The following is a 23,917-nucleotide window of genomic DNA, read 5'->3' as shown; positions in this document are numbered from 1 at the left end:
TCAGAACACCCCGTGCAGCCACCAGGTCAGGCTGTGCCGGTCCTGATAGATCCAGTAGCGCCGCCCCGACGGCCCGAGTGCCTGCCAGTAATCGCGCACGGCGCTGTCACCGTCCCACCAGCCTGCCTCGATCCGCTCGGCGCGACCGATGCAACGCAGCGGTTCATCGTGCCACAGCCGCTGATCGCGCACGGTCAGCGCTTGCGGCTCGGGCAACAGCCAGCCCGGGCGCTCGCCGATGGCTTGCTCGCCCAATGGCGGTGGTGCACTCGCTTCGCCGTCGCCAGCCAGCCGCCACGCCCGCTCGGGGCGATGGTCGGCGACGGTGGCGATGGCGCAGACCGCCTCGTCGCCGAGCCGCGCGCGCAGCCGCGCCAGCAGCAGCGGCAGATCACCGTGCTGCTGGCGCTGGTCGAGCAAGGACAGCGCCTGGCCGTCGAGCGCATGCAGTTGCTCGGCCCGCAGCTCGACCGAAAACACCGGCGCAGCAAGCGCGATCCGCTCGGCGCGCTCGCGCAAGACCGCGAGCATCTCCTCGTATCGGCGCAACGGCCGGCCGAAGCCGACCTCAAGCAGCGTCGCCGGCGCGTCGTCGTAAACAAAGCGGAACGTCACCGACTGCACGCCAAGACCGCGCCCGCCCAGATAGCCGGCCAGTTCGGCCAGCAAGCGTTCGGCCAGCCGGACGAACACGTCGACGTGCTCGAACGGGTAATCAAGGTCGATGCAGCGCTTAAAGCGATCGGGCGGCACAAAGGCTGTGCGCGGGTCGGCGACGAGGCCGAGCGCCCGGTCAAGCCATAAGCCGACTTCGGCGCCAAAGCGACGGGCGACGCCGGCGCGCGGCAACGTCAGCAGGTCGGCCAGCGTCGTCACCCCCAGTTGCGCCAGCCCGGCATGCTGACGCTCATTCAGCGGCAGCACCGACAGCGGCAAGTCGGCGATGCCGGCGCGTACTCCGGCCAGCGCGGTGATCGCATCGGCCTCGCCGCACCCGGCACGCCAGCTCGCCGCCAGCGGCGTCGGCGCGCAGCCGGTCTGCACGGTGTAATCCAGATCAAGCAACCCCGCTTCGATTCGCGATTGCAGCGCGGCCAGCCCGCCGAAATAGCGCAGGCAGCCCTGCACTTCGAGCAGCAGCATCGCCGGTTCGACAATGACGACGGTCGGCGTGAACTGCTGCGCCCAGCACGCCAGCGCGCTCAACGCCTCGGCCTCCGCCTGCGGTTTGCGCCGATGCACATCGAGTTCGTTGACCAGCGCCAGCGCCGCCGAGAGCTTGATCCCGGCGCGGATGCCGAGCGACTGCGCCAGCGCATCGACCACGACCACCCGCTCGAACCGGCCGGCCGACTCGACCACCAAGCGCGGCCTAGGCGGCGTGGCGATGGCCGGGCAGACGTCCAGCGGCAGGTTCGGCAGGTATAAGGCCAGCCAGAGCATGGTTCGTCTCCGTCAACACGATGGGATCGGCCAGCGGTGGGCCGCGGCGCTTGAGCACCCGCACGGCCACGCCGCCGGGGAGCGTGTCGATGCCGAGACGCAGCGGCAACGGCGAGCTCTGGCCCGGCCGGGTTCGCAGCAGAAAACCGCAAGCACCCCCCTCGCGGCTCGCCAGCAGCAAGCGCCGTGCCGCCCGGTCATCGACACCGTCGATCCAGCCGAGCACCGCGCCACAGCCGGGCTCGCGCAACGTCTGCTCCATCGCCCACAGCGCGCCGGCCGTGTCGCTTGGGCGCAGCCATACCAGCCGTTCGAGCGCGATCCCGGCGGCGGCCCACGCCGGCGCATACGGCAGCAGCGGCGGCTGGATCAGGCAGATGCTCTGGCCAGCGCAACGCCGCAGCACCGGCCATAGCAATGCGAGTTCGCCCATGCCCGGGCGGGCGACGACGATTTCGCTGACGCTGGCCAACGGCCAGCCACCACCCGGCAGCACGGCATCGAGCCCGGCATGACCACTCGTCACGCACACCGCTGCTGCGGCGCGACCATCGCCGCGCCAGATGGCCGGATGCCTGAGCACATCGCCCAAGCTGGCATTCTGCATTTTCATGCCTTGATGATATAGAACGAATGTTCTACACCACAAGTTCAACCGGCGGACGGCAGCGCCGCATGGGTCGTTACGGTGCGTCGGGGCGCAGGCAGCCCGTATAGCCGATCAGCGTCCACGGCCCGAAACGGATGGCCACGTCGAAATGAAACAACCCAGCTTCCTGCCATTCATGCGCACTGACCTGCAGCGCGCACCAGCCTGGCAAGGGGATGCCCAGGTAGTGGCTGCGCACGCTGTGCTGGATCAGCCCGGCACCCTGGATCCGGCTGTCCAGGCTCAGGCGGATCGGCCCGAATGCTTCCTGCACCCGGCTGGCCTTGCGGTACTGCCGCGAGGCCATGGTGCGGCTGGCGAAGCGGCGCTGCCACACCTCCTTGTTCCCGCCGTGCAGCACCCGAACCTGCAAGGGCACCGCCCTGCCTTCAGCCGGCAAGCGGGCCAGCCTCAGCAAGGCGCGCAGCGCGGGCCGGTCGGTCCAGCGCACATCGGCATGGCCATGCCAGACCACGTCGTGCGCTTGGTGGAACTGCTGCAAGAGTGGATCCAACCGCTGAAAATCCGTACCGAGTACCGTTGGGTAAAGCGTGTTCATGATGTTCTCCTGAGTACGGCCAGCCTATCCCGACAGGCGAGCACAAAGCCGTGTGCTGCTGCCCGAAGCGGGGGATCCGAAGGCAGTCTCCCCTTATAAGACTCCGAGCATCAGGCGGGGACGCAGCCGCCGAACAGCATAGGTGCTAAAGCAGGTCGCCGAGTGCCTCGCGCAACGTCGCGTAGCGAAAAACATAGCCCTGCGCCAGCAGCCGCTGCGGGCTGACCCGTTGGCCGTCGACGAGCAGCTGCGCCATCTCGCCGAGCACGCGGCGCAGCAAACCAGCTGGCAGCGCCAGCCACACCGGCCGGCCGAGCAAGCCACCGACCATGCTGGCGAACTCGGCCTGACTGACCGCTTCGGGCGCCACCGCGTTGTAGACCCCACGCAGCGTCGGGTCGACGATACTGCGCGCAATCAGCGCCAACACATCATCCAGATGGATCCAGCTCATCACCTGCGCGCCGCTGCCGACACGTCCGCCAACGCCCAATCGGTAAGGCAGCAGCAAAGGCGGCAGCGCGCCGCCGTGCCCGAATACCAGCCCCAGCCTGAGCACGACCTGCCGCACGCCACCGGCCTGCCCGGCACGCGCCTCCCAGCGCTGGCACAGCTCGCTCATGAAACCGCTGCCGGCGGCGCTTCGCTCGGACAGCAGTTCGTCTCCCGGACGGACGCCATAGAAGCCGATCGCCGAGGCCTGCACCCACACCGCCGGCGCCTGCTCGGCGCGCGCCAGCCAGGCCAGCAGCGCGTCGGTCGTCCTCATCCGGCTGGCCAGCAAGACCGCCTTGCGGGCCGGGCTCCAGCGCGGGCCGATCACTGGCGCGCCGGCCAGATTGATCACCACGTCGAATCGCTCGGCAGCATGCAGCTGTGCCAGCGACGCAATGCTGCGCACCCGTCCCTGGAACAGATAGGCCGCATCGAGTGGCCGCCGCGTCAGCACGGTCACCGCGTGGCCGGCCGCCACGAGCTGGTTCAGCAAGGCCTCGCCGATGAAGCCGGTACCACCGGTCACCAGCACCCGCTGATGCGGCAGGCCGGCAAACGCGTTCGCGCGCGCCGGGCGCCGGCTCATCCGCCACGCGGCATGGGCATCCCGCAGCCCCGAGATGAACACGCCCAGCGCCAGCACGCTCAGGACGATGCTGTGCCAGCCATGGTCGACGAGAACCAGATCGCTCTCCAGCGCGTGCCACTGCACCAGCTGCCAGGCATAAAGCCCGAATACCGCGCCGCCATTGATCGCCAGCACCGTGTGCAGCACCCGCTCGGTTGCCGGCAGCTTGCGGCTCGCATCCTCGATCACGAAGTCCCACAGGGTCAGCCCGACCTCGAGCAGGATCAGTCCGGCGATCACCCACACCCAGGCGCCATGAAAAGCCAGCCACGCCAGTGCGGCAAACACCACGGCATACAGCGATGCCCGCAGCGCATGGATGCACAGTTCGCGCCGGGCCGATGGCTTCATCGCCAGGCCGACCGTCAACTCGTGGTGGTAGAGCGTGTCCAGTCCGCCGAGCACGCCTTGCAGCACCAGCAAATTCAATACCCAACCCAGAACGTCGAACGACATGATGCGCCCCCTTGTGTTGGCATCCGGGCATGGCTGCCGTGCCGACGACGACACACAAGCAAATGCCCAGATAATTTCTTTTATTTCTGAATAAACAGAAATAAACAGGCAAAAAAATCAGCGATAGCGTGTGCCGCAGACACCATCCACGCAGCCGTATCCAAGCACCCGGCTGGCGCGATAGCGATTGTGCGCGAACCAGCGGTAGAGCCTGGCCCAGAGCGGCTTCGTCAACGGCAGCTTCAGCGGCAACACCAGCCAGCTTCGTCCGACCGCGCTATAGGCAGCAGCGATCGCATCGATGCCGACCAGCAGGCGTCCGTCCGCCGTCAGCGCATGCAGCTCGGCATCCATCGCCGCCCAGCTCGTGCCGTAATCCGCGGCATCAAAGCCATCGCCGTGCATATCGGCATAGGCCAGCCGGCCGTGGCGATCCCATCGCGCCAAACGGCGCATTTCGGCCGAACACAGTGGGCAACGGCTATCGAAGAACAAGGTCAGCGTGGTCATGGCACTTCCTTTTCATCAGGACTCAAGAATCGGGCAACCTTGCCGCCCATCTGCACGAAACGCTGCACAGTCGCCGGCGACAGATGCTTGAAGTCGTCATAGCCACGCATCAGCAGTTCCAGAAAAGCCAACACCTCGTCCATGCGCGCCCGGGTCGCCGCTTCCAGCGCCTGATCGTTTTCGGCCTCGAGCGCGCATTCGCGCAGCACCGTCAGCGTCGGGTCCAGCTCGCGTTTCTTGCGCTCCGCCAGAATGATGCGGAACACCTCCCAGACATCCTGATAGGCCTGAAAATGGTCGCGCCGGTCGCCGGGCATGTGCATCGCCCTGATCAAGCCCCAGCTTTGCAGCTCCTTCAGGCTGGTACTGACGTTCGAACGCGCGATGGTCAGGGTTTCGCTGATCTGCTCCGCGTGCAGCGGCACATTACTCAGGAAGAGCAAGGCATGGATCTGCGCGACGCTGCGGTTCACGCCCCAGCGCGTCCCCATTTCGCCCCAGTGGAGGATGTATTTTTGCGTGGTCGGGCTCAGTGTCATCGATCGCGGCTTTAATTTCTGTCTTTACAGAAACAACTGTATACCTGCACCACCAAATAACAAGCCCTATCGCCAGGGTCGAATGAAAATGCCACAGCCATCGTCGGCAGCCGGCATAGAAAAAGCCGGCTCAAGCCGGCTTTTCATCGATGCGGAGCCCGGCAGGCTCAGCCGCCAAGCACCACCGCGACCACACGCCGTGATTCGGCGGTGAGGATGTTGAAGGTCCGGCACATCGCGCCGGTATCCATCGGGTCAAAGCCGACGCGCGCGGCGGCGAGTGCGGCGGTCAGGCGCGGATGCGGAAAGCGCAGGCTGCTGCCGGTGCCGAACAGCACCAGCTCGGGCTTGAGTTCGAGCAGCACGGCGAAGTCTTCCGGCGTCAACGCATCGAAGCTCGCCGGCCGCCATTCGCGGATCTCCTCGGGCGTGACGATCAGGCTGCCCTCGTAGCGGACATCGTTGACCTTGACGAAGCCCTCGCCATAGCTGGCGAACTGGTTCAGATGCTCGGTCATGGTGTGGTGCAGTTTCATGGTCGGGGTCCGGAAAACGGTGCCGCCATTTTAAAGCCTATCCGGTAGACGGGCGAGCCGGTTCGTTCACGCCCGAAGGCCCGCTGACTACCCGGGTATCGGACGACGGAGAAATGCGCTGGTGTCACTACGGAAGGGGGAGCACTTTGCCCAACTGTGCTCCGCATCGTCGCGCCACGCTGTATGCACCGCAGCATGATTCTTTCGCTAGAATGGTCAGCTCCTCTACCCGCACCGGCCAGATCGCCATGGAAGCCATCCTCAAGTCGAACAAACTGCTCAACGTCTGCTACGAGATCCGTGGTCCGATTCCGGAGCGAGCGCGGCAGATGGAAGAGGAAGGCCACCGGATCATCAAACTGAACATCGGCAACCTCCAGCCTTTCGGTTTCGATGCACCGGAAGAAGTGGTGCAGGACGTGATCCGCAACCTGCCGAACGCGTCGGGCTATGTCGACAGCAAGGGCCTGTTCCAGTCGCGCAAAGCGATCATGCACTACTCGCAGGAGAAGAACATTGCCGGCGTCACCGTCGACGATATCTATATCGGCAACGGCGCGTCCGAGCTGATCGTGATGGCGATGCAAGGCCTGCTGAACAACGGCGACGAAGTACTGGTGCCGATGCCGGACTACCCGCTGTGGACCGCCGCGGTCAGCCTCGCCGGTGGCCGGCCGCGCCACTATCTGTGCGACGAAGCCAATGGCTGGCTGCCGGCGCTCGACGACATCCGCGCCAAGATCAGCGACAAGACCAAGGCGCTCGTCATCATCAATCCGAACAACCCGACCGGTGCGCTCTACCCGGACGAGGTGCTGCGCGAGCTGGTGCAGATCGCCCGCGAACACGGCCTGATCATTTATGCCGACGAGATCTACGACAAGGTGCTGTACGACGGCGCCAAGCACACGTCGATCGCCTCGCTCGCCGACGACATCCTGTTCGTCACCTTCAACGGCCTGTCGAAGAACTATCGCGCCTGTGGCTACCGCGCCGGCTGGATGATCGTCTCGGGCAACAAGAAGATCGCCCGCGACTACATCGAAGGCCTGAACATCCTCTCGACCATGCGTTTGTGCGCCAATGTGCCGGGCCAGTACGCGATCCAGACCGCGCTCGGCGGCTACCAGAGCATCGACGACCTCGTCTGTCCGGGCGGACGGCTGGCCAAGCAGCGCGATCTGGCGCACGAGCTGATCAACGCCATGCCGGGCGTCAGCTGCGTCAAGCCAAAAGCCGCGCTGTACATGTTCCCCAAGCTCGACCTGAACGTGTATCCGATCGCCGACGATCAGCAGTTCATTCTCGAATTCCTGCAGCAGGAAAAAGTGCTGCTGGTCCAGGGCACCGGCTTCAACTGGCATCAGCCCGACCACTTCCGCGTGGTCTTCCTGCCCAACACCGATGATCTGACCGACGCGCTCGGCCGGCTCGACCGCTTCCTGGCGTCTTACCGAAAACGCCACGGTACCGCATAATGCGGGTCTTGCCGCTCACCGACGACCAGGGCGCGCTGATCGCGTCCGAGTGGCTGGCTGCAACCGAACCGGTGCACCGGCAATTGCGCCCGATGCTGCCGGACGACTATGCCGGCCGGATCGCGACAGTTTGCGCCGCCGGTGGCCGACTGGCGATTGCCGTCGACGGTGAACGCGTCCTCGGGCTCGCGCTGTGGCGCGTGATCGAGAATACCTATGAAGGCCGGCGTCTTTACGTAGACGATCTGGTCACCGACGCGGCCGCACGCTCACAAGGCGTCGGCCGCGTACTCCTCGCCTGGCTCACCGAGCGGGCCCATGCCCACGATTGCGACGTGCTCGCACTCGATTCGGGCGTGCAGCGCACTGGCGCGCACCGCTTTTACTTCCGGGAAGGGATGAGCATCGCTTCCTACAGCTTCAAGAAAAATTTGAGAATGGCCTGACAGGCCCGAGGGTTGACCGTGATGAAACCGATCTATGTAGGCTTGTGCGGCGTCGGCACCGTCGGCGGCGGCACTGCCACCGTACTGAAACGCAATGCAGAAGAAATCGCCCGCCGCGCCGGCCGGCCGATCACCGTGAAGATGGCCGCCAACCGCGACATCGCGCGCGCGCGCGAAATCTGTGGCAGCGAGGTCGAGGTCGTTGACGACGCACTGGCCATCGCCCGTCATCCCGATATCGACATCGTCGTCGAACTGATCGGTGGCACCACCATCGCCAAGGAGCTGGTGCTGACGGCGATCGAGAACGGCAAGCACGTCGTCACCGCCAACAAGAAACTGATCGCCGAATACGGCAACGAGATTTTCGCCAAGGCGCAGGAAAAGGGCGTCATCGTCGCGTTCGAAGCCGCGGTCGCCGGCGGTATCCCGGTGATCAAGGCGTTGCGCGAAGGCCTGACCGCCAACCGGATCGAATGGGTCGCCGGCATCATCAACGGCACCAGCAACTTCATCCTCACCGAGATGCGCGACAAGGGCGCCGCCTTTGCCGACGTGCTCGCCGAAGCCCAGCGCCTCGGTTACGCCGAGGCCGACCCGACCTTCGATATCGAAGGCCACGACGCCGCACACAAGCTCACCATCATGAGCGCAATCGCCTTCGGCATCCCGGTCCAGTTCGACAAGGCCTATCTCGAAGGCATCAGCAAGCTGCAGGCCGCCGACATCAAGTACGCGCAGGAACTCGGCTACCGGATCAAGCTGCTCGGCGTAACCCGCCGCCGTCCCAACGGCATCGAGCTGCGCGTCTCGCCGACGCTGATCCCGGCCAAGCGCCTGATCGCCAATGTCGACGGCGTGATGAACGCGATTCTGGTCAAGGGCGATGCCGTCGGCGCAACGATGTACTACGGCCCGGGCGCCGGCGCCGAGCCGACCGCGTCGTCGGTGATCGCCGACCTCGTCGACATCACCCGCCTGCACACCGCCGACCCGGAACACCGCGTACCGCATCTGGCATTCCAGCCGTCGCAACTCGCCGACCTGCCGATCCTGCCGATCGGCGAAGTCGAAAGCTGCTACTACCTGCGCCTGAACGCCCTCGATCAGACCGGCGTGCTCGCCGACGTCACGCGCATCCTCGCCGACCACGGCATTTCGGTCGACGCGATGCTGCAGCGCCCGAGCGATCAGGCCAGCGACGACGGCCGCGACGATGTGGTCATCATCACCCACTTGGCGATCGAGAAAAATGTCGACGCCGCACTGGCGAAGATCGAAGCGCTGGACACCATCAACGGCAAGATCGTCAAGCTGCGACTCGAGCATTTGAACGGCTAAACCGCCGGGAGAAAGAGGTTAGCCAGATGAGAATCAAAGCAGCACAACACATTCTGGCTAGCATCTTTGCCTCGCAAAAAGCGTTGAAACTGCTTGCGCCAGAATTCAATTGGGCCGGACTAGGTAACTTGCTTGGCGACTTTGGGGAGTTAGTCGCCATTGAGCACTACCAGCTGAAAAAAGCCCCAGCAGGCTCAGATGGTTTCGACGCGATCCGCGATGATGGGAAAACCGTTCAAATCAAAACGAACTACGCGGCAACGCAAATTGGCTATCGCGGCACGGCAGATATGCTGCTCGTTGTCGGAGTTCGTGACGATGGTTCGTGGGAAGAGTTTTTCTACGGTGCATTCGACCTTGTCAGCGCATCCGCCCGCTACTCGGCGCGTGATAACAAGCACATGATTGCGATTACCAAGCTCAAGCAATTACAGGCCAAACAATGAAATACATCTCGACCCGCGGCGGCATGGCCCCGCAAGCGTTTTCGGACATTCTGCTCGGCGGCCTCGCGCCCGACGGCGGCCTGGCCATTGCCGAGGCCTATCCGCGCTTTGGCCTCGATGCGCTCGAGCGCTTGGCGCCGTTGTCGTATGCCGACCTCGCCTTCCAGATCATCGACCATTTCGTCGACGACATGCCGGCTGCCGACCTGAAAGCGCTGATCGCCAAGACCTACACCAGCGAGGTCTACTGCAACGGCCGTGACCCGGCCCGCGCAAGCGAAATCACCCCGGTACTGCGGCTCGACGACAATCTGTACCTGCAGGAGCTGTCGAACGGCCCGACGCTGGCGTTCAAGGACATGGCCATGCAGTTGCTCGGCAACCTGTTCGAGTACGTGCTGGCGCAGCGCGGCGAGACGATCAATATCGTCGGCGCAACCTCGGGCGATACCGGTTCGGCGGCCGAGTACGCGATGCGCGGCAAACACGGCGTCAACGTCGTGATGCTATCGCCGGCCGGCAAGATGAGTCCGTTCCAGCGCGCGCAGATGTTCAGCCTGCAAGAGGCAAACATCCACAACGTCGCGGTGAAGGGCTTCTTCGACGCCTGCCAGGACATGGTCAAGGCCGTGAACAACGACGCCGCGTTCAAGGCCGAACACAAGATCGGCGCGGTCAACTCGATCAACTGGGGCCGCGTGATCGCCCAGGTCGTGTACTACTTCAAGGGCTATTTCGCCGTGGCGAAAAAGGTCGGCGACCCGGTCGATTTCTGCGTGCCTTCGGGCAACTTCGGCAACGTCTGCGCCGGCCACATCGCCCGGCAGATGGGTCTGCCGATCCGCCACCTGATCGTCGCGACCAACGAGAACGACGTCCTCGACGAGTTCTTCAAGACCGGCCGCTACCAGCCGCGCGGCCTCGACCGGACCTATGAAACCTCGAGTCCATCGATGGACATCACCAAAGCGTCGAACCTCGAGCGTTTCGTCTTCGATCTGATCGGCCGCGACGGCGACGAACTCGCCGCGCTGTGGCAGCAGGTCGAGAAGGCCGACGGCTTTGCGCTGTCCGAAGGCGACTTCAAGCGCATGCACGATGCCTACGGCTTCCGCTCGGAACAGAGCAGCCACGCCGACCGGTTGGCCAGCATCCGCGAAGTCGCCGAAAAGTATGGCGTGCAGATCGATCCGCACACCGCCGACGGCTACAAGGCAGCCAAGGCGCACCGCGATGCGAACGTGCCGATGGTGATCCTCGAAACCGCACTGCCGGCCAAGTTCGAAGCCACGATGATCGAGGCGCTCAGCACCCAGCCGCAACGCCCCGCTCACCTTGTCGGCCTGGAAGACCTGCCGCAGCGTTTCGATACGCTCGAGGCCGATGTCGATGCGTTGAAGCGCTATGTCGCCGCGCGGGTGTAACGCCGCCTCGCTCAGCACATGAAAAAGCCGGTCAATGACCGGCTTTTTTCTTGCCCGGATCGCGCTATTTCGCGACCGCTACTGGCGCGAGCACCTGCTTGCCCGGCACGCCGAGCAAGGCATCGACCGTCACCAGCTCGTAACCTTGCGCCTTCAGCTTCGGGATCAGCGCATCGACGGCGGCGATCGTCCTGTCCCGCGCGCCGCCACCGTCGTGCATCAGCACGATGGCTTCCGGATGCAGGTAGTCGGTAACCATCTGCTCGATCTCGACCGGGCTGCCCTTCTTCCACGCCACCCACCAGTCACGGGTGTCGATCGACCAGCTGATCACCTTCATGTCGCGCTCCTGCAGCCAGCGCACCTCGGCATCGCTGATATCGCCATACGGCGGCCGGAACAAGGTCGGCGCAAAACCGAGGGTCTGCTGCATGATCTGCTGGGTGCGCTCGACCTGATCGCGCCAGAAGACCGCCGGGATCAACTTGCTCGAGTACGGGTGGTTGTACGAATGGTTGGCGATCGTATGTCCCTGCGCGGCGGCATCACGCGCAATCTGCGGATTGCGCTCGACTTGTGCGCCCAGCCAGAAGAACGTCGCGTGCACGCCGTGCTTTTTCAACACCTTCAATAACTCGGGCGTATTCTCGCTCGGGCCGTCATCGAAGGTCAGCGCGATCTGCTTGCGCAAGCCGGGTCCTTCAAGCCAGTAGGTCGCGGGAAAATCCGCCGCCTGCTTTTCCATCACGGCCAGCGGAATCTGCTCCCAGCCATCGAGATACGGCGTACGGATCTTTTGCACCTTGTCCACTGCACTTGCCAGTCCGGAACACAGCATCATCAGCGTCACCATCCATGCCTTGAGCGTCATTGTCTTCTCCTTGTCACCCTCGCATTCTAAATTCACACCGGTTGAAGCCGGTTTGCCCTGCTTGCCGCATCGCTGTCGGGCAAAAAAAAGCCTGCCACTCGGGCAGGCTTTTCCTTTGAACCTAAAAAGGATCAGATCGAACGCTTGAATGCCAGACCTTCGGCATCGAACAGCAGCACATTCTTTTCCGGGAACGAGATGCGCACGCTGTCGCCGTACTTGAGGCCCGTCATGTGACCCGGCAGCTTGAGACAAATGATCTCGTTGATGCCCGGGATTTCGATGTAGGCCAGCACGATGTCGCCGAGGTGTTCGATCAGATCGACACGCGCCGGAATCGCATTGGCATCTTGCGGATCGGCCAGCTGGATGTGCTCGGGACGAATACCCAGCGTCACCTTGTCGCCGACCTTGCCACGGCTGGCGTCGACCGCGCTACGCACGGTGATGCCCTTGGGCAGGCGCATCACTGCAGCGCCTTGCTCGACACCGACCAGCTGCGCTTCGAGCAGGTTCATCTTCGGCGAGCCGAGGAAGCCGGCAACGAACAGGTTGGACGGATTTTCGTACATTTCCAGCGGGCTGCCGACCTGCTGAATGATGCCGGCGTTGAACACCACGATACGGTCGGCCAGGGTCATGGCTTCGACCTGATCGTGGGTCACGTAGATCATCGTGGTCTTCAGATCCTGGTGCAGCTTGGACAGCTCGACACGCATATTCAGGCGCAGCGACGCATCCAGGTTCGACAGCGGTTCGTCGAACAGGAAGACCTTGGGTTCACGCACGATCGCACGGCCGATGGCCACGCGCTGGCGCTGACCGCCGGAAAGCGCCTTCGGCTTGCGTTCGAGCAGATGGGTAATCTGCAGAATGTCCGCAGCCTTGTTCACGCGCTCGTCGATCTCGGATTTCGGCGTACCGGCCAGCTTGAGTGCGAAACCCATGTTCTGCGCGACCGTCATATGCGGATAAAGCGCATACGACTGGAACACCATGGCGATGCCGCGCTTGGACGAATGGATGTCGTTAGCGAGCGTGTCGCCGATGAAGAGTTCGCCATCGGTGATGTCTTCCAGACCGGCGATCATGCGCAGCATGGTCGACTTGCCGCAGCCCGACGGGCCGACGAACACGACGAATTCGCCGTCCTGGATATCCAGATCCACACCCTTGATGACGGTAACGTCCTTGGTGTAGTTTTTCTTGATGTTCTTGAGCGTAACCGAAGCCATTTTCGATTTCCTTGCAAATACAGTTCTTGAGCGTTAGCTAATCACGAATCGATTACTTCACCGCGCCATCGAGGCCGGAGATGAAGTAACGCTGCGTGAAGGCGAAGAAGATCAGCACGGGCAACACGGTCAGAACGATCGCGGCCATGACGAGGCTGGTCGAAACGGCAAACGGGCCGGTCAAGTCGTTGAACACACCCACCGCCAGCGGCAATTTGTCGCGCGTCGTGATGACGATCGACGGCCACAGATAGTCGTTCCAGGCATTGACGAGGGTGAAAATCGACAGCGCAGCAATCGACGGCGCCGATACCGGCACCATCACGCGCCACAGAATCTGCAGCTCGGTTGCACCATCGACACGGGCCGCATCGATCAGATCCTGCGGGATCTGCTCGAATGCTTGCTTCATCAGGAAAATGCCGAAGGCACCGGCAAAGTTCGGGATGATCGCGCCCCAGTAGCTGTCCAGCAGACCGAGGTGCTTCAGCGTGATGAAGTTCGGGATGATGTTGACTTCGGACGGCAGCATCAGCGTTGCGATGATCGCCACGAAGATCAGGTTACGACCCGGAAACTTCAATCGCGCCAGCGGATAGGCGGCAAGCACCGAAATCACCACCACGGACACGATGGTCCAGAACGACATGACGGTCGAGTTCTTCAGGTACGTCAGGAACGGCATTTCCGTGAACACACGCTCGAACCACATCAGACCCGGCTCAGTCGGCCAGAACGAACGTGGGAACAGCCATGTATTCGACGGATCGGTCGACAGGCCGACAGACAGCGCCCAGACGAACGGGAAGCACGTGAAGATGGCGAAGGCGATCAGGCCGGCGTATTGACCGGTCAGCGCCAGGACACGCTGAGTCTTACGACTGGATGCCATATTGCGAGACCTTTTTTGGGAGGCGCCGCCGTCCTTGGCGGACGACGACAGCACTTTTTCGGCGGAATGACTAGCAGACATGTTGCGCTCCTTACCTCTTTTCGCCGAAGAATCGGAACTGAATCGCCGACAACATCAGGCAGAAGAAGGTCACCACCAAACCGGCAGCGGCACCACGGCCAAAGTTGTAGTTGCGGAACGCCTGGTCAAACACGTAGTAGAGCGCGGTATAGGTATCGGCCTGACCCTTGGTCAGCACGATGATTTCCTGGAAGGCGCGGATTGCGGCAATCGTCGACAGCAGCGTACAGAGCAGGATCGTCGGCTTAACCATCGGGACGGTGATCTTCCAGAAACGGTCCCAAGCATTGGCGCCATCCAGAATTGCAGCCTCTTCGACCTCACCCGGAATTGCCTGCAAGCCGGCAAGATACAGCACCATGTAATAGCCGATGCCCTTCCAGAAGGTGAAGATCATCACCATGTAGAGCGCGATATCGGGATTACCCAGCCAGTCGATCTGACCATCCGGGCCTTGCGGCACCAGATGCAGCGCCTGCAGCAGCCAAGTCAGCATGCCATCGTACTTGTAGACGTTGGCCCAGACGACGCCGGCAATCGAAATGGCGGTAATGACGGGAATGTAATAGGCCGCGCGGAAGAAAGTCATCCCCGGCAGCTTGTTGTTGACTAGCTTGGCCACGACCAGCGCAGCAATCTGAATCACCGGAACAACCAGCAGATAGAGCAGCGAGTTCTTCAGGGCGTTATGGAACAGTTCTTCCTGAGCAATGTATTTGAAGTGCTCGAAGTTGTTCCAAGTCGCAGTGCCATCGGCAATGCTGTAATTATTGAATGCCAAATAGGTATTATACCCTACTGGCCAGAACGTGAAGATACCCATCAGAATCAAGGCGGGGGCCAAGAACAGATAAGCAATGGCGGTATAGCTGCTGGAGTTTTTCACGGCGCAACTCGACTGTATATATTTATGTACGGCGGGAAAAAACGGAACTGCCGTTACCGACAGCTCCGTCTTCAGAGAAGCAGAAGAATTGCTTACTTCTTGCCGAGCTTCTCGTTCCAAGCAGCAACCACTTCATCCAGGGCGGCCTTGACCGACTTGCGGCCTTCGATCGCGCTCTGAACTTCGTCTTGCAGCTTCTTGTTCATTGCAGCTTCGTCCGGCAGCACGCCCGGAGCAATGGTCAGAGTGCGAGCGTTTTCCATCGACTTGGCAGCAACGGCACGAGCCTGGTCAACCACGTCGGCGCTCTTGGCACCAGCTTGGAAGTACGGATCCAGGTTGGCTTTCTTGGTCGACGGGAAGGTCGTTTCGGTTGCCTTCGAGAACGTAACTTGCTGCTCGTCCGAAGTCAGGAACTTACCGAGCTTGGCCGAAGCAGCCGGATCCTTGGTGCCCTTCGGAATCACGAAGTCCAGCATCCAGGCGCCAAACGCCATCTTGCCTGCGTCGGTCGGGAAAGCAGCAACGCCGGTCTTGTCGTAGATTGCCTTGGCATCGGTTTCGGTACGCTTCAGGGCTTGCGGCGCGGTGGTCATCATCGCGATCTTGCCCGAGTTGTACGCAGCGATTTCCTGTTCGAAGGCCATCTTGAAGACGTCCTTCGGCAGAGCGCCAGCCTTGTACAGGTCAGCGAACTTCTGCACGAAAGCAACGTGCTTCGGCGAGTTGAACACGGCCTTGCCGTTTTCAACCATCGGCAGGCCAGCGTAGTAGAACCAGCCGGTGAAGTTGTCCATCTTCGGTGCGAAAGCTGCAACGCCGGTCTTGGCCTTGATCAGTTTGGCCTCGGAAACGAGCTCATCGAAGTTCTTCGGAGCCGACTTCACGCCAGCCTTGGCGAAGATGTCCTTGTTGTAGGCAATGATCGAAACCGAGTTGTACCACGGGAACGCGTACACCTTGCCATTGACGGTCACGTCCTTGAGGGCAGCAGCCAGGTAGGTGTTCTTGTCGGCGCCGAGGTATTGATCCAGCGGCAGGATGTTGCCTTGCTGAGCGTATTCATGAACCCAAGGCACGTTGAAGTTCACCAGCGCCGGCGGGTTGCCGGCAGCGATCGAAGCGATCAGCTTCGGCTGGATCTGGTCCCAGTTCATGTCAACCCACTTGGCTTGCAGGCCCGGGTTGGCAGCGTTGAACTTGGTAACGGCTTGCTCGAAGTAGCCGTTGAACTTCGGCGCGAGGTTAAAGGTCCAGAATTCGAGTTCGGTTGCAGCCTGGGCTTGGAGAGCTGCGAAGCCGAACACCACCGCACCAGCGGTCAACATTTTTTTGAGCTTCATCTTGTCTTCCTCTTGGAGTTATCGACAGAAACGCCAGGACTGAGGTCCTTGCGGTACACCACATTCGACCCAGTGTCACCACCAAATCATGCGGATTGTTTATTTTGCCGGGACAGTCTAACAGATTTCCATCCCGACAAAATTCGATTCACCGAAATTGCAATAACTCAAACACCTTACTTGGCGGTGAGCTTGCTATTCCAGAACGCTGTAGCGTCGTCCAGTGCTTGCTTGGCCGACTTGCGGCCCGTCACTGCGGCCTGGACTTCGTCATCAAGTTTCTTGTTCATCGCTGCCTCGTCCGGCAGACCGGAAACGGTCAGCGTGCGCGACGTCTTGATCGCCGTCGCCGCAACAGCAGTCGCACGCTCGACCGGATCAGCCGACTTGGCGCCAGACTGGAAGTACGCATCTTCCAGTGCCTTGTTGGTCGACGGGAAGGTGGCGGACGCCTTAGCAAACGCCAGCTGCGCTTCATCGTTGGTCAGGAATTTGCCCAGTTTGACCGCCGCATCGACGTTCTTGTAACCCTTAGGCACCGACCACAGGAACAGGAAGCCACCGAACGGCGTCTTTCCGCCGGCGTGCGGGAAGCCTGCGACACCAGTCTCGGCATAAACCTTCGGCGAATCGGTCTTGGTACGTTTCAGCGCATGCGCGCCTTCGGCGAACATGGCGATCTTTTGCGAGCCGAACGCTGCGATCTGCTCCTCAAAGCCCATCTTGAATACATCTTTCGGGAATACGCCAGCCTTGTAGGCCGCGGCAAACTCTTCCACCAGCTTCACGTGCGCCGGGCTGTTGAAGACGGCCTTGCCGTCCTTCAGGACTGGCAGACCTTCGTACAGGAACCAGCCAGTGAAGCCGTCGTTGAGCTTCGGCGAGAAGCCGGCAACACCGGTTTTTTCCTTCACGAGCTTGGCGGTCTGCATCAGTTCGCTAAAGCTCTTCGGTGCTTCTTTCACACCGGCCTTGGCCAGCAGTTCCTTATTGTAGAACAGCACGCCGGTCACCTGGTACCACGGCAGGCCGTAGATCTGGCCGTCGTAGCTTGCATCCTTGTTGGCGCCTTCGGTGTAGATCCCCTTGAAGCCACTGGCTTGCTTGGTGATCGGCACAATGATTTTCGCTTGCGCGTATTGGTCCATCCACGGCTTGGGCAGATTGACAAGACCCGGGACATTGCCGCTGGCGACGGCAGCGACCATGCGTGCCTGGAAGGCATCCCAAGGTACGTCAACCCACTTGGCTTCGATTTCGGTCTGCGAGGCATTGAATTTGCCGGTCAGATCCTTCATTACGCTATCGAACTTCGGCGACAGGCTGTTCGACCAGTACTCGACCTGAACCTTGCCGGCAGCCATAGCGTTAAACGAGGTGGCGGCGAATACGGCGGCAGCCAGTGCGACGGTGCGCTTCAACTTCATCGATCCAATCTCCTTCCAAGCGGGTTAATACCCGACTTCCAAATAGGCCGGGAAAACCTTAGTCAACTCTCTCTTGTGCCATCAAACCACCACTGCCACTTGCTGCGCAGTCGGAGGTCTGCCGTTCGGCGTGCGTAAGACTCGCCCGACTTCGATACTGCGACCCTGCTCTTCGCGGCATCCAGCCTGAACGGCCCGGGCCAGATTACCGCAATTTGAAAGCAGGCAGAAACCCGCCAAACCATGCGGCAGTGCAACACAAGCGAGCGGGAGAAACGGCAAACAAGGGCAGTTATCTGGCATACCCATATTGGGACGTAGCCGACGACGTACTTCATCGACAACCGACTACATGACAAAAACAGAAAGAATTGGATTTTTTATTTCGAATCAGCAAATTAACAATGAAGCTCGACGACGAGATCGTAGTAATCACTGCGAAAATAGGAATGAGTCAGCTCGATGGCCATGCCGTTTTCAAGGAATCCGACCCGAGTCAGGTGCAGCATGGCCGACCCAACCGGCACATTTGCCAGCGTCGCCAGCGCCTCGGTTGCGTTGATGGCACCGATATTCTGTATCGCACGCACAACACTCAGGTGGCGGCTTCGCATAAATTCATAAAGAGAATCCCCTATCTCGGCCGGCTCGGGGACCAGGTGATACGGCAAGGCGGTTTCCTCGATCGCCATGATCACCTCACTGGCGGTACGGACCCGTTGCAGCCGGCTGACCCGGCTGTTAGGCGCAAGGTTGAGCTTGAGCAGCTCCTCGGGCGTGGCCGTCGCCACCTCGCGCTTGAGCCACTTTGATCCCGGCGTGAAGCCTCGCTGCTTGAGCATTTCCGACAGGTTGGTCAATCGGGTCAAGGGCTGTTCCAGCTTGGGCGTGATGTAAGTTCCGGCGCCTTGGCGCCGGATGATCATGCCTTGCTCGTACAACAGGTCGAGCGCCTTGCGCGCGGTCACGCGCGAGACACCCAGCACCTCGCAGAAGGTCCGCTCCGAAGGCAGCGGATCATCGGCTTTCCAGAATCCGGCATGAATGGCCGCGGCTAACTTGTGGCCGAGCTGCAGGTAGAGCGGCGTCGCACTGTCTGGATCGGGTTTGAGGACGAGTAACTTGGCCGATGCTTGCATGGCGACGCCTCCGGCGCGTGGATCAGGCGACGGCGCGGCGGATCAGGATCAGTGCACCCGCGCACGAATCGGATTGCGGCCGGGAGGTACTGGCGAGGAAATCGACCGGAATATACGGACGCAGCGCTTCCGACAAACCACCACCGCAGATGGCAATCGGCAGCGTTGCGGCATCGCGACGTAGCGCCTTGCCGATGATCTCGATTTCACGACCGGCGTCGAGCAGGAAGTCCTTGGCAACCGGATCGCGCTCGCCGAACTCGACGACGATCGGTGACAGCGACGCGCATTCGCCCTGCTTCATCTTGCCCATCCAGGCAAAAATCGCTTCCTTGCTATCGCCAGTCACGCTCATCAGCTTACGACCAAAATCGGTCAGCGGCTGACGACCGTCGAAGACGCGCTGGACGTGATTGATCGCCTTGAGTCCGAGGAAAGCGCCCGAACCTTCGTCCGAAGTCGGGAAGCCCCAGCCGCCGACTTCGAGCCGGGTACCGTCGGCCAGCCAAGCTTCGCCGATCGAGCCGGTGCCGATGGCGATGATCGCGCCGAACTCACCCTTGTGCGCGCCGAGCAGCGTCGAGAAACCGTCGGTTTCGACGATGATCTTGGCAAAGCCCGGATTCTTCTGTTGGAACTCGTCGGCCCAGGCGCGGTTGTGCACGCCAGAGAGGCCGAGGCCGACCGCGCAGCGCGAGAAATCCGGCGATGCGACGCCGATGGCAGCGAAGCCGTCGCGGATCGCCTGCAGGATGTTGGTCCAGGCCTTGTCGACGCCCTGGCCCAGGGCCGAGGCGCCGGCTTCGGCACGAACCTTTTCGATGCCGTCGAGACCGGCGATACAGATGCGCGTACCGGTGCCGCCACCATCAACGCCGATCAGATATTCAATTTGACTCATGACCCGTCCTCTTCTTCATCGTTATATTTGTTGCGCTTTTAAGACCACCGGTGCCACCTTCCAATACCAGTAGCCTGCGCTTGCCTCACCAGATGCGCACAGGGCAGCGATAGTCGTCGCACCGCTGCGGACCGGCTGCGCCCGGCAAGCACACCAATCTATGTGCGCCCTTCCGCCATGTCAACGAACGCTGATAGACCTGCGTCAACAACAACGCCCGCGGCAGCGGGCGTCGGTTTGGCGGGGGCATCGTCTCAGTGCTTGGCGTGCAGGCCGCACTCTTTGAACTCGGGATTTTCCCACCACCAGCGACCGGCGCGGACGTCCTCGCCCATCGCGATCGAGCGGGTACAGGGCGCGCAGCCGATCGACGGATAGTGCTTATCGTGCAGTGCGTTGTACGGCACGTTGTTGGCGCGGATGTAGGCCCAGACGTCCTTCTCGGTCCACTCGAGCAGCGGATTGAATTTTTCCAGACCGTTGGCATCGTCGAACTCCTGATGCGCCATGTCGGTCCGCGTCGGCGACTGCTCGCGCCGCAGCCCGGTCACCCAGGCCTTTTTGCCCGACAGCGCACGCGCCAGCGGCTCAAGCTTGCGGATACGACAGCATTCCTTGCGCAACTCGACCGACTGGTAAAACGCATTGATGCCGTGCTGATTGACATAGCCCTCGACCGATTCGGCGCGCGGGAAGAAGGTCAGCACCTGCTTCGTCGGATAGGCGTCGGCGGTTTTCTGCATCAGCTCGTAGGTCTCGGCCGGCAAGCGGCCGGTATCAAGGCTGAAGATCTCGATGCCGATGCCGTGTCTGGCAATCAGGTCGGTCAGCACCATGTCCTCGGCGCCGAAGGAATTGGCGAACACCGCCGGGCCATGTTCAGCGGCAATGCGCTTCAGCAGCGCCACGGTCACCGCCAGCTTGTCTTCCATGCTCATGCGAACTCCGGATGCGTGAATCGTTGCGATCAAAATACCAGCTTGGTGCCCGTCACCACCAGCATCACTGCCAGCAGCGGCCTGAGCACGCGGTCCGGCACGCGGCCGGCGAGCTTGCTGCCGAAATAGATGGCCGGCAGCGAGCCGATCAGCAGGCTGCCCAGCAAATGCCAGTCGATGTTGCCAAGGCCGGCGTGGCCAAGGCCGGCGACCAGCGTCAGCGGCACCGCGTGGGCAATTTCGGTGCCGACAAGGCGCGAAGTCGGCAGCAGCGGGTACAGCATGAACAGCGCCACGGTACCGAGTGCACCGGCGCCGATCGATGTCAGGGTGACGATCACGCCGAGCAGCAGGCCGACGACCACGGTGTAAACGTTACGGCGTTCATCCGGCATCGCCAGCCAATCGCTGGCATGGGTTTGCGCCAGTTTCAGCAACTTCTGCTTGCAGATGATCGCCACCGCGGTCAGCAACAGCGCAATACCGAGACCGTGCTTGATGATGCGGTTCAGCGTATCGATGTCGCCGTGCCAGTTGTGCAGCAACAACACCGTGGCCGCGGCGGCCGGCACGCTGCCAGCGGCCAGCCAGCCGGTGATTTTCCAGTCGATATTGCGCGCACGCTGGTGAACGACGACGCCACCGGCCTTGGTGATCGCCGCATACAGCAGATCGGTGCCGACAGCCGTGGCCGGGCTGACGCCGAAGAACAACAGGATCGGCGTCATCAGCGAGCCGCCGCCGACGCCGGTCATGCCGACGACGAAGCCGACTGCGAGCCCCGCAGTGATGTAAGCCAGTTCCATGCCGCGCTATTCCTAGATTTGAGCGGCGATGATAGCAACGGCTTTTATAGCAACTTAGATTGATATGTTAGGATAATAGAATCCTCGGTTATTTGATATCCGCCATGAAACTGCAACAGCTGCGCTATCTTGTCGAAGTCGCCAAACAGGGCCTGAATGTGTCCGAAGCGGCGGAAAAACTGCACACCTCGCAACCGGGGATCTCCAAGCAGATCCGCCTGCTCGAAGACGAACTCGGCGTGCAGATTTTCATCCGCAACGGCAAGCGCGTCGTCGACGTCACCGCCCCGGGGCGCGAGATCCTGCGCATTTCCGAACGGATGCTGATGCAGGCGCAGAACCTCAAGCGCATTGGCGAGGAATTCGTCAATGTCGACGGCGGCAGCCTGACGATCGCGACCACGCATACGCAGGCCCGCTACGCCTTGCCGAAAACGATCAAGGCCTTCCTGTCGCGCTATCCGAAGGTCCGGCTGTCGATCAAGCAGGGCAGCCCGACGCAGATCAGCGAAATGGTCGTCGACGGCGTGGCCGATATCGCCATCGCCACCGAGGGCATCGATCACTACCCGGAACTGGCGATGCTCGATTGCTACGACTGGAACCGCGACATCGTCGTCCCACAAGGCCATCCGCTGACCGGGCTGAGCCGGCCGCTGACCATCGCCGACGTCGCGGCCTACCCGCTGATCACCTACGACTTCGCCTTCACCGGCCGCAACAAGATCAACAACGCGTTCGAGGCCGCCGGGCTGACGCCGAACGTCGTGCTCACCGCCATCGATACCGACGTCATCAAGACGTATGTGTCACTCGGTCTTGGCGTCGGCATCATCGCGGCGATGGCGTTCGAGCCCGAACGTGATCTCGGCCTCGTCGCCATCGATGCCGGCCATCTGTTCGAATCGTCGACGACGCGGATCGGCGTCCGTCGCGATGCCTATCTGCGTGGCTACGCCTTCGACTTCATCTCGCTGTTCGCACCGCAACTGAGCCGCGACGTCGTGCAGGGCGCGCTGATGTGCGAGATCGACGACGGCGAATAGGCCGCCTCGTCCCGCAGTCTCAGCCAATGAAACAAGCCCGCAACGCGGGCTTGTTTCATTTCAGCTAGCGACGACGGTCAGAGCCTTTGCTGTGCCCAGAAAATGCCGGCAATGGTCTTGGCATCGGTGATGCTGCCGTCGAGCACTCCGGCGACCAGCGTCGACAGCGGCATTGCCACGGTCTCGACGAACTCGCCGTCGTCGAGCTTCGGCTCGCCTGCGGTCAGGTCCCGAGCGAGGAACAGGTGGATTTCCTCGGTCGCGTAACTGATCACCGGATGCGTGACGCCGAGATAATCCCAACGCGTCGCCGTATGGCCGGTTTCTTCTTCCAGTTCACGCTTCGCACACGCCAGCAGCGCCTCACCGGGATCGATCTTGCCGGCCGGAAATTCGACGAACACCCGGTTCAGCGGATAGCGGAACTGCCGCTCCATCAGCAAGCGTCCGTCCGGCAGCACCGGAATGATCATCACCGCGCCCGGATGCACGACGTACTCACGCACCGCCTCACTGCCGTCGGGCAGGCGCACGCGATCGCGGTTGATATGCAACAGCGCACCGTCGTAAACACGTTCGCCGTCGATGCGGGTTTCGGTCAGATGCAGGTCGTTTTGCATGCGCGGGTTTCCATGGAAATGGCGGAAAACCGCAGTGTAGCGCCGATCCGCGTCGTCCCGGTGACAGCCGTCGCGGGCGAGCCGATCCTGGCGCCACGGACGAGGCCAAATAATTACACCTCACAACTCGTGCGCGGGCGTTTATCCTCGCCGGCATAAAACCTCTAGCCGGCTGTTTGATGCCGGCACCGCTGACAGGACAACCGCCATGCTGCACGCCAAAAAAGTACTTCTCGCCGCCCTGCTCGCCGTTTCGGCCGCCGCCGCCAACGCCGTCGAGGTCAACGCCAGCGTCGGCGACGAATTCCAGCACATCGACGGCAATGCCGCGCTGCTCGGTATCGACATGTCGGCCGACTGGACGCACAACGATCACAAGGGTGAAGTCGGCGGCGTTGGCGTCGGCATCAAGCTGCCGGTACCGGTCGTCGATGCTGCGCTCGGCATCAAGGCCGTTTACCTGTCGCCGAAGCATCAGGACACCGAATACGCCGCGGCCCTCGGCGGCCGTCTGACCATCCCGCTCGGCGAGCATTTTGCCGTTTACGGCAGCGCCTACTACGCGCCGGAAGGCTTTGCCAGCGGCAACGTCAAGAGCTTCACCGACACCGCGATCGGCGTGCGCTGGAACGTGATCAAGCCGCTGTCGATCGACGTCGGCTACCGCTACACCGCGATCGATCGCGACCACGGCGACAAGATCAGCATTGCCGACGGCATCTACGGCGGCCTCGGCGTCCGCTTCTGATCGACGCAATCGGGCAGTACAGAAAAGGGGCCAA

25 protein-coding genes are annotated in these 23,917 nt (G+C 62.0%); 7 read left to right on the top strand and 18 right to left on the bottom strand.

The genetic code is table 11. From position 1 onward, the window contains the following. From R0382_RS10015 to R0382_RS09985, 7 genes are all read right to left on the bottom strand, one after another. A complete protein-coding gene (locus tag R0382_RS10015; RefSeq protein ID WP_432719446.1) occupies nt 1-1,443 on the bottom strand; it encodes a Y-family DNA polymerase in 1,443 nt (480 codons plus the stop codon). After that, nucleotides 1,373-2,056, bottom strand: a complete 684-nt coding sequence (gene imuA, locus R0382_RS10010) for a translesion DNA synthesis-associated protein ImuA (RefSeq protein ID WP_432719445.1) — start codon at nt 2,054-2,056, stop codon at nt 1,373-1,375. The genes R0382_RS10015 and imuA overlap by 71 nt, the downstream gene beginning before the upstream one ends. 70 nt (nt 2,057-2,126) lie before the next feature. Next, a complete protein-coding gene (locus R0382_RS10005; RefSeq protein WP_432719443.1) occupies nt 2,127-2,651 on the bottom strand; it encodes a DUF4166 domain-containing protein in 525 nt (174 codons plus the stop codon). Nucleotides 2,652-2,796: 145 nt separating this feature from the next. Further along, entirely contained in the window at nt 2,797-4,230 is a 1,434-nt protein-coding gene (locus tag R0382_RS10000) for a TIGR01777 family oxidoreductase (protein WP_432719442.1), read from the bottom strand. Nucleotides 4,231-4,347: 117 nt separating this feature from the next. Beyond that, nucleotides 4,348-4,740, bottom strand: coding sequence for a thiol-disulfide oxidoreductase DCC family protein (locus R0382_RS09995; RefSeq protein ID WP_432719441.1), 393 nt, complete (start codon nt 4,738-4,740; stop codon nt 4,348-4,350). Continuing rightward, nucleotides 4,737-5,279, bottom strand: coding sequence for a GbsR/MarR family transcriptional regulator (locus R0382_RS09990; protein ID WP_432719440.1), 543 nt, complete (start codon nt 5,277-5,279; stop codon nt 4,737-4,739). The genes R0382_RS09995 and R0382_RS09990 overlap by 4 nt, the downstream gene beginning before the upstream one ends. A gap of 167 nt (nt 5,280-5,446) precedes the next feature. Continuing rightward, nucleotides 5,447-5,815: an Mth938-like domain-containing protein gene (locus R0382_RS09985; RefSeq protein WP_432719439.1), complete on the bottom strand. Its 369-nt coding sequence runs from the start codon at nt 5,813-5,815 to the stop codon at nt 5,447-5,449. 248 nt (nt 5,816-6,063) lie between these two features. On the opposite strand from R0382_RS09985, the gene R0382_RS09980 reads away from it, so the two are divergent. Genes R0382_RS09980 through thrC form a run of 5 tightly spaced genes read left to right on the top strand, consistent with a single transcriptional unit; the run spans nt 6,064 to nt 10,950 of the window. Next, the gene (locus R0382_RS09980; RefSeq protein ID WP_432724152.1) at nt 6,064-7,293 is read left to right on the top strand and encodes a pyridoxal phosphate-dependent aminotransferase; all 1,230 of its coding nucleotides are present in this window, start codon (nt 6,064-6,066) and stop codon (nt 7,291-7,293) included. Further along, nucleotides 7,293-7,739 (top strand): GNAT family N-acetyltransferase, encoded by a 447-nt coding sequence (locus tag R0382_RS09975; RefSeq protein WP_432719437.1) that lies wholly within the window; start codon nt 7,293-7,295, stop codon nt 7,737-7,739. The genes R0382_RS09980 and R0382_RS09975 overlap by 1 nt, the downstream gene beginning before the upstream one ends. Nucleotides 7,740-7,760: 21 nt before the next feature. Beyond that, complete coding sequence (locus tag R0382_RS09970; protein WP_432719436.1) at nt 7,761-9,080, top strand: homoserine dehydrogenase; 1,320 nt, start codon at nt 7,761-7,763, stop codon at nt 9,078-9,080. A gap of 26 nt (nt 9,081-9,106) precedes the next feature. Next, the gene (locus tag R0382_RS09965; protein WP_432719435.1) at nt 9,107-9,526 is read left to right on the top strand and encodes a DUF6998 domain-containing protein; all 420 of its coding nucleotides are present in this window, start codon (nt 9,107-9,109) and stop codon (nt 9,524-9,526) included. Continuing rightward, nucleotides 9,523-10,950, top strand: coding sequence for a threonine synthase (thrC, locus tag R0382_RS09960; RefSeq protein WP_432719434.1), 1,428 nt, complete (start codon nt 9,523-9,525; stop codon nt 10,948-10,950). Before R0382_RS09965 ends, thrC begins: the two co-directional genes overlap by 4 nt. A 64-nt stretch (nt 10,951-11,014) precedes the next feature. Here the strand turns inward: thrC and R0382_RS09955 are convergent, their stop codons facing one another. The 10 genes from R0382_RS09955 to R0382_RS09910 form a co-directional block, all read right to left on the bottom strand. Next, a complete protein-coding gene (locus tag R0382_RS09955; protein ID WP_432719433.1) occupies nt 11,015-11,821 on the bottom strand; it encodes a polysaccharide deacetylase family protein in 807 nt (268 codons plus the stop codon). A gap of 131 nt (nt 11,822-11,952) precedes the next feature. Further along, nucleotides 11,953-13,056 carry an ABC transporter ATP-binding protein gene (locus tag R0382_RS09950; RefSeq protein WP_432719431.1) on the bottom strand — a complete coding sequence of 368 codons (1,104 nt, stop codon included), beginning with the start codon at nt 13,054-13,056 and terminating at the stop codon, nt 11,953-11,955. 52 nt (nt 13,057-13,108) lie between these two features. Continuing rightward, the gene (locus tag R0382_RS09945) at nt 13,109-14,029 is read right to left on the bottom strand and encodes a carbohydrate ABC transporter permease (RefSeq protein ID WP_432719429.1); all 921 of its coding nucleotides are present in this window, start codon (nt 14,027-14,029) and stop codon (nt 13,109-13,111) included. Nucleotides 14,030-14,039: 10 nt separating this feature from the next. Beyond that, nucleotides 14,040-14,915 carry a carbohydrate ABC transporter permease gene (locus tag R0382_RS09940; RefSeq protein ID WP_432719427.1) on the bottom strand — a complete coding sequence of 292 codons (876 nt, stop codon included), beginning with the start codon at nt 14,913-14,915 and terminating at the stop codon, nt 14,040-14,042. A 92-nt stretch (nt 14,916-15,007) separates the two neighbouring features. Then, a complete protein-coding gene (locus R0382_RS09935) occupies nt 15,008-16,258 on the bottom strand; it encodes an ABC transporter substrate-binding protein (RefSeq protein ID WP_432719426.1) in 1,251 nt (416 codons plus the stop codon). A 176-nt stretch (nt 16,259-16,434) separates the two neighbouring features. Then, nucleotides 16,435-17,685, bottom strand: a complete 1,251-nt coding sequence (locus R0382_RS09930) for an ABC transporter substrate-binding protein (RefSeq protein WP_432719425.1) — start codon at nt 17,683-17,685, stop codon at nt 16,435-16,437. Nucleotides 17,686-18,083: 398 nt separating this feature from the next. Then, complete coding sequence (locus tag R0382_RS09925; RefSeq protein WP_432719423.1) at nt 18,084-18,824, bottom strand: GntR family transcriptional regulator; 741 nt, start codon at nt 18,822-18,824, stop codon at nt 18,084-18,086. 22 nt (nt 18,825-18,846) lie between these two features. Further along, nucleotides 18,847-19,725 (bottom strand): BadF/BadG/BcrA/BcrD ATPase family protein, encoded by an 879-nt coding sequence (locus R0382_RS09920; protein ID WP_432719422.1) that lies wholly within the window; start codon nt 19,723-19,725, stop codon nt 18,847-18,849. A gap of 254 nt (nt 19,726-19,979) precedes the next feature. Continuing rightward, entirely contained in the window at nt 19,980-20,663 is a 684-nt protein-coding gene (locus R0382_RS09915) for a phosphoadenylyl-sulfate reductase (RefSeq protein ID WP_432719421.1), read from the bottom strand. 29 nt (nt 20,664-20,692) lie between these two features. Continuing rightward, nucleotides 20,693-21,469: a sulfite exporter TauE/SafE family protein gene (locus R0382_RS09910; RefSeq protein WP_432719420.1), complete on the bottom strand. Its 777-nt coding sequence runs from the start codon at nt 21,467-21,469 to the stop codon at nt 20,693-20,695. Between the two features lie 104 nt (nt 21,470-21,573). Between R0382_RS09910 and cysB the strand changes: the two genes are divergently transcribed. Beyond that, nucleotides 21,574-22,515, top strand: coding sequence for an HTH-type transcriptional regulator CysB (cysB, locus tag R0382_RS09905; RefSeq protein WP_432719419.1), 942 nt, complete (start codon nt 21,574-21,576; stop codon nt 22,513-22,515). Nucleotides 22,516-22,592: 77 nt separating this feature from the next. Here cysB and R0382_RS09900 read toward each other — a convergent pair whose 3' ends face one another. Then, nucleotides 22,593-23,135: an NUDIX domain-containing protein gene (locus tag R0382_RS09900; RefSeq protein ID WP_432719418.1), complete on the bottom strand. Its 543-nt coding sequence runs from the start codon at nt 23,133-23,135 to the stop codon at nt 22,593-22,595. Nucleotides 23,136-23,343: 208 nt separating this feature from the next. On the opposite strand from R0382_RS09900, the gene R0382_RS09895 reads away from it, so the two are divergent. Continuing rightward, on the top strand, nt 23,344-23,883 hold the full coding sequence (locus R0382_RS09895) for a YfaZ family outer membrane protein (RefSeq protein WP_432719417.1): 540 nt from the start codon (nt 23,344-23,346) through the stop codon (nt 23,881-23,883). Nucleotides 23,884-23,917 lie beyond the last annotated feature (34 nt).

The organism is Jeongeupia wiesaeckerbachi, assembly GCF_050916355.1.
Lineage (GTDB): Bacteria > Pseudomonadota > Gammaproteobacteria > Burkholderiales > Chitinibacteraceae > Jeongeupia > Jeongeupia wiesaeckerbachi.
Note: the sequence above shows the minus strand (reverse complement) of the source record. Positions and strands in the feature narration are given on the sequence as shown.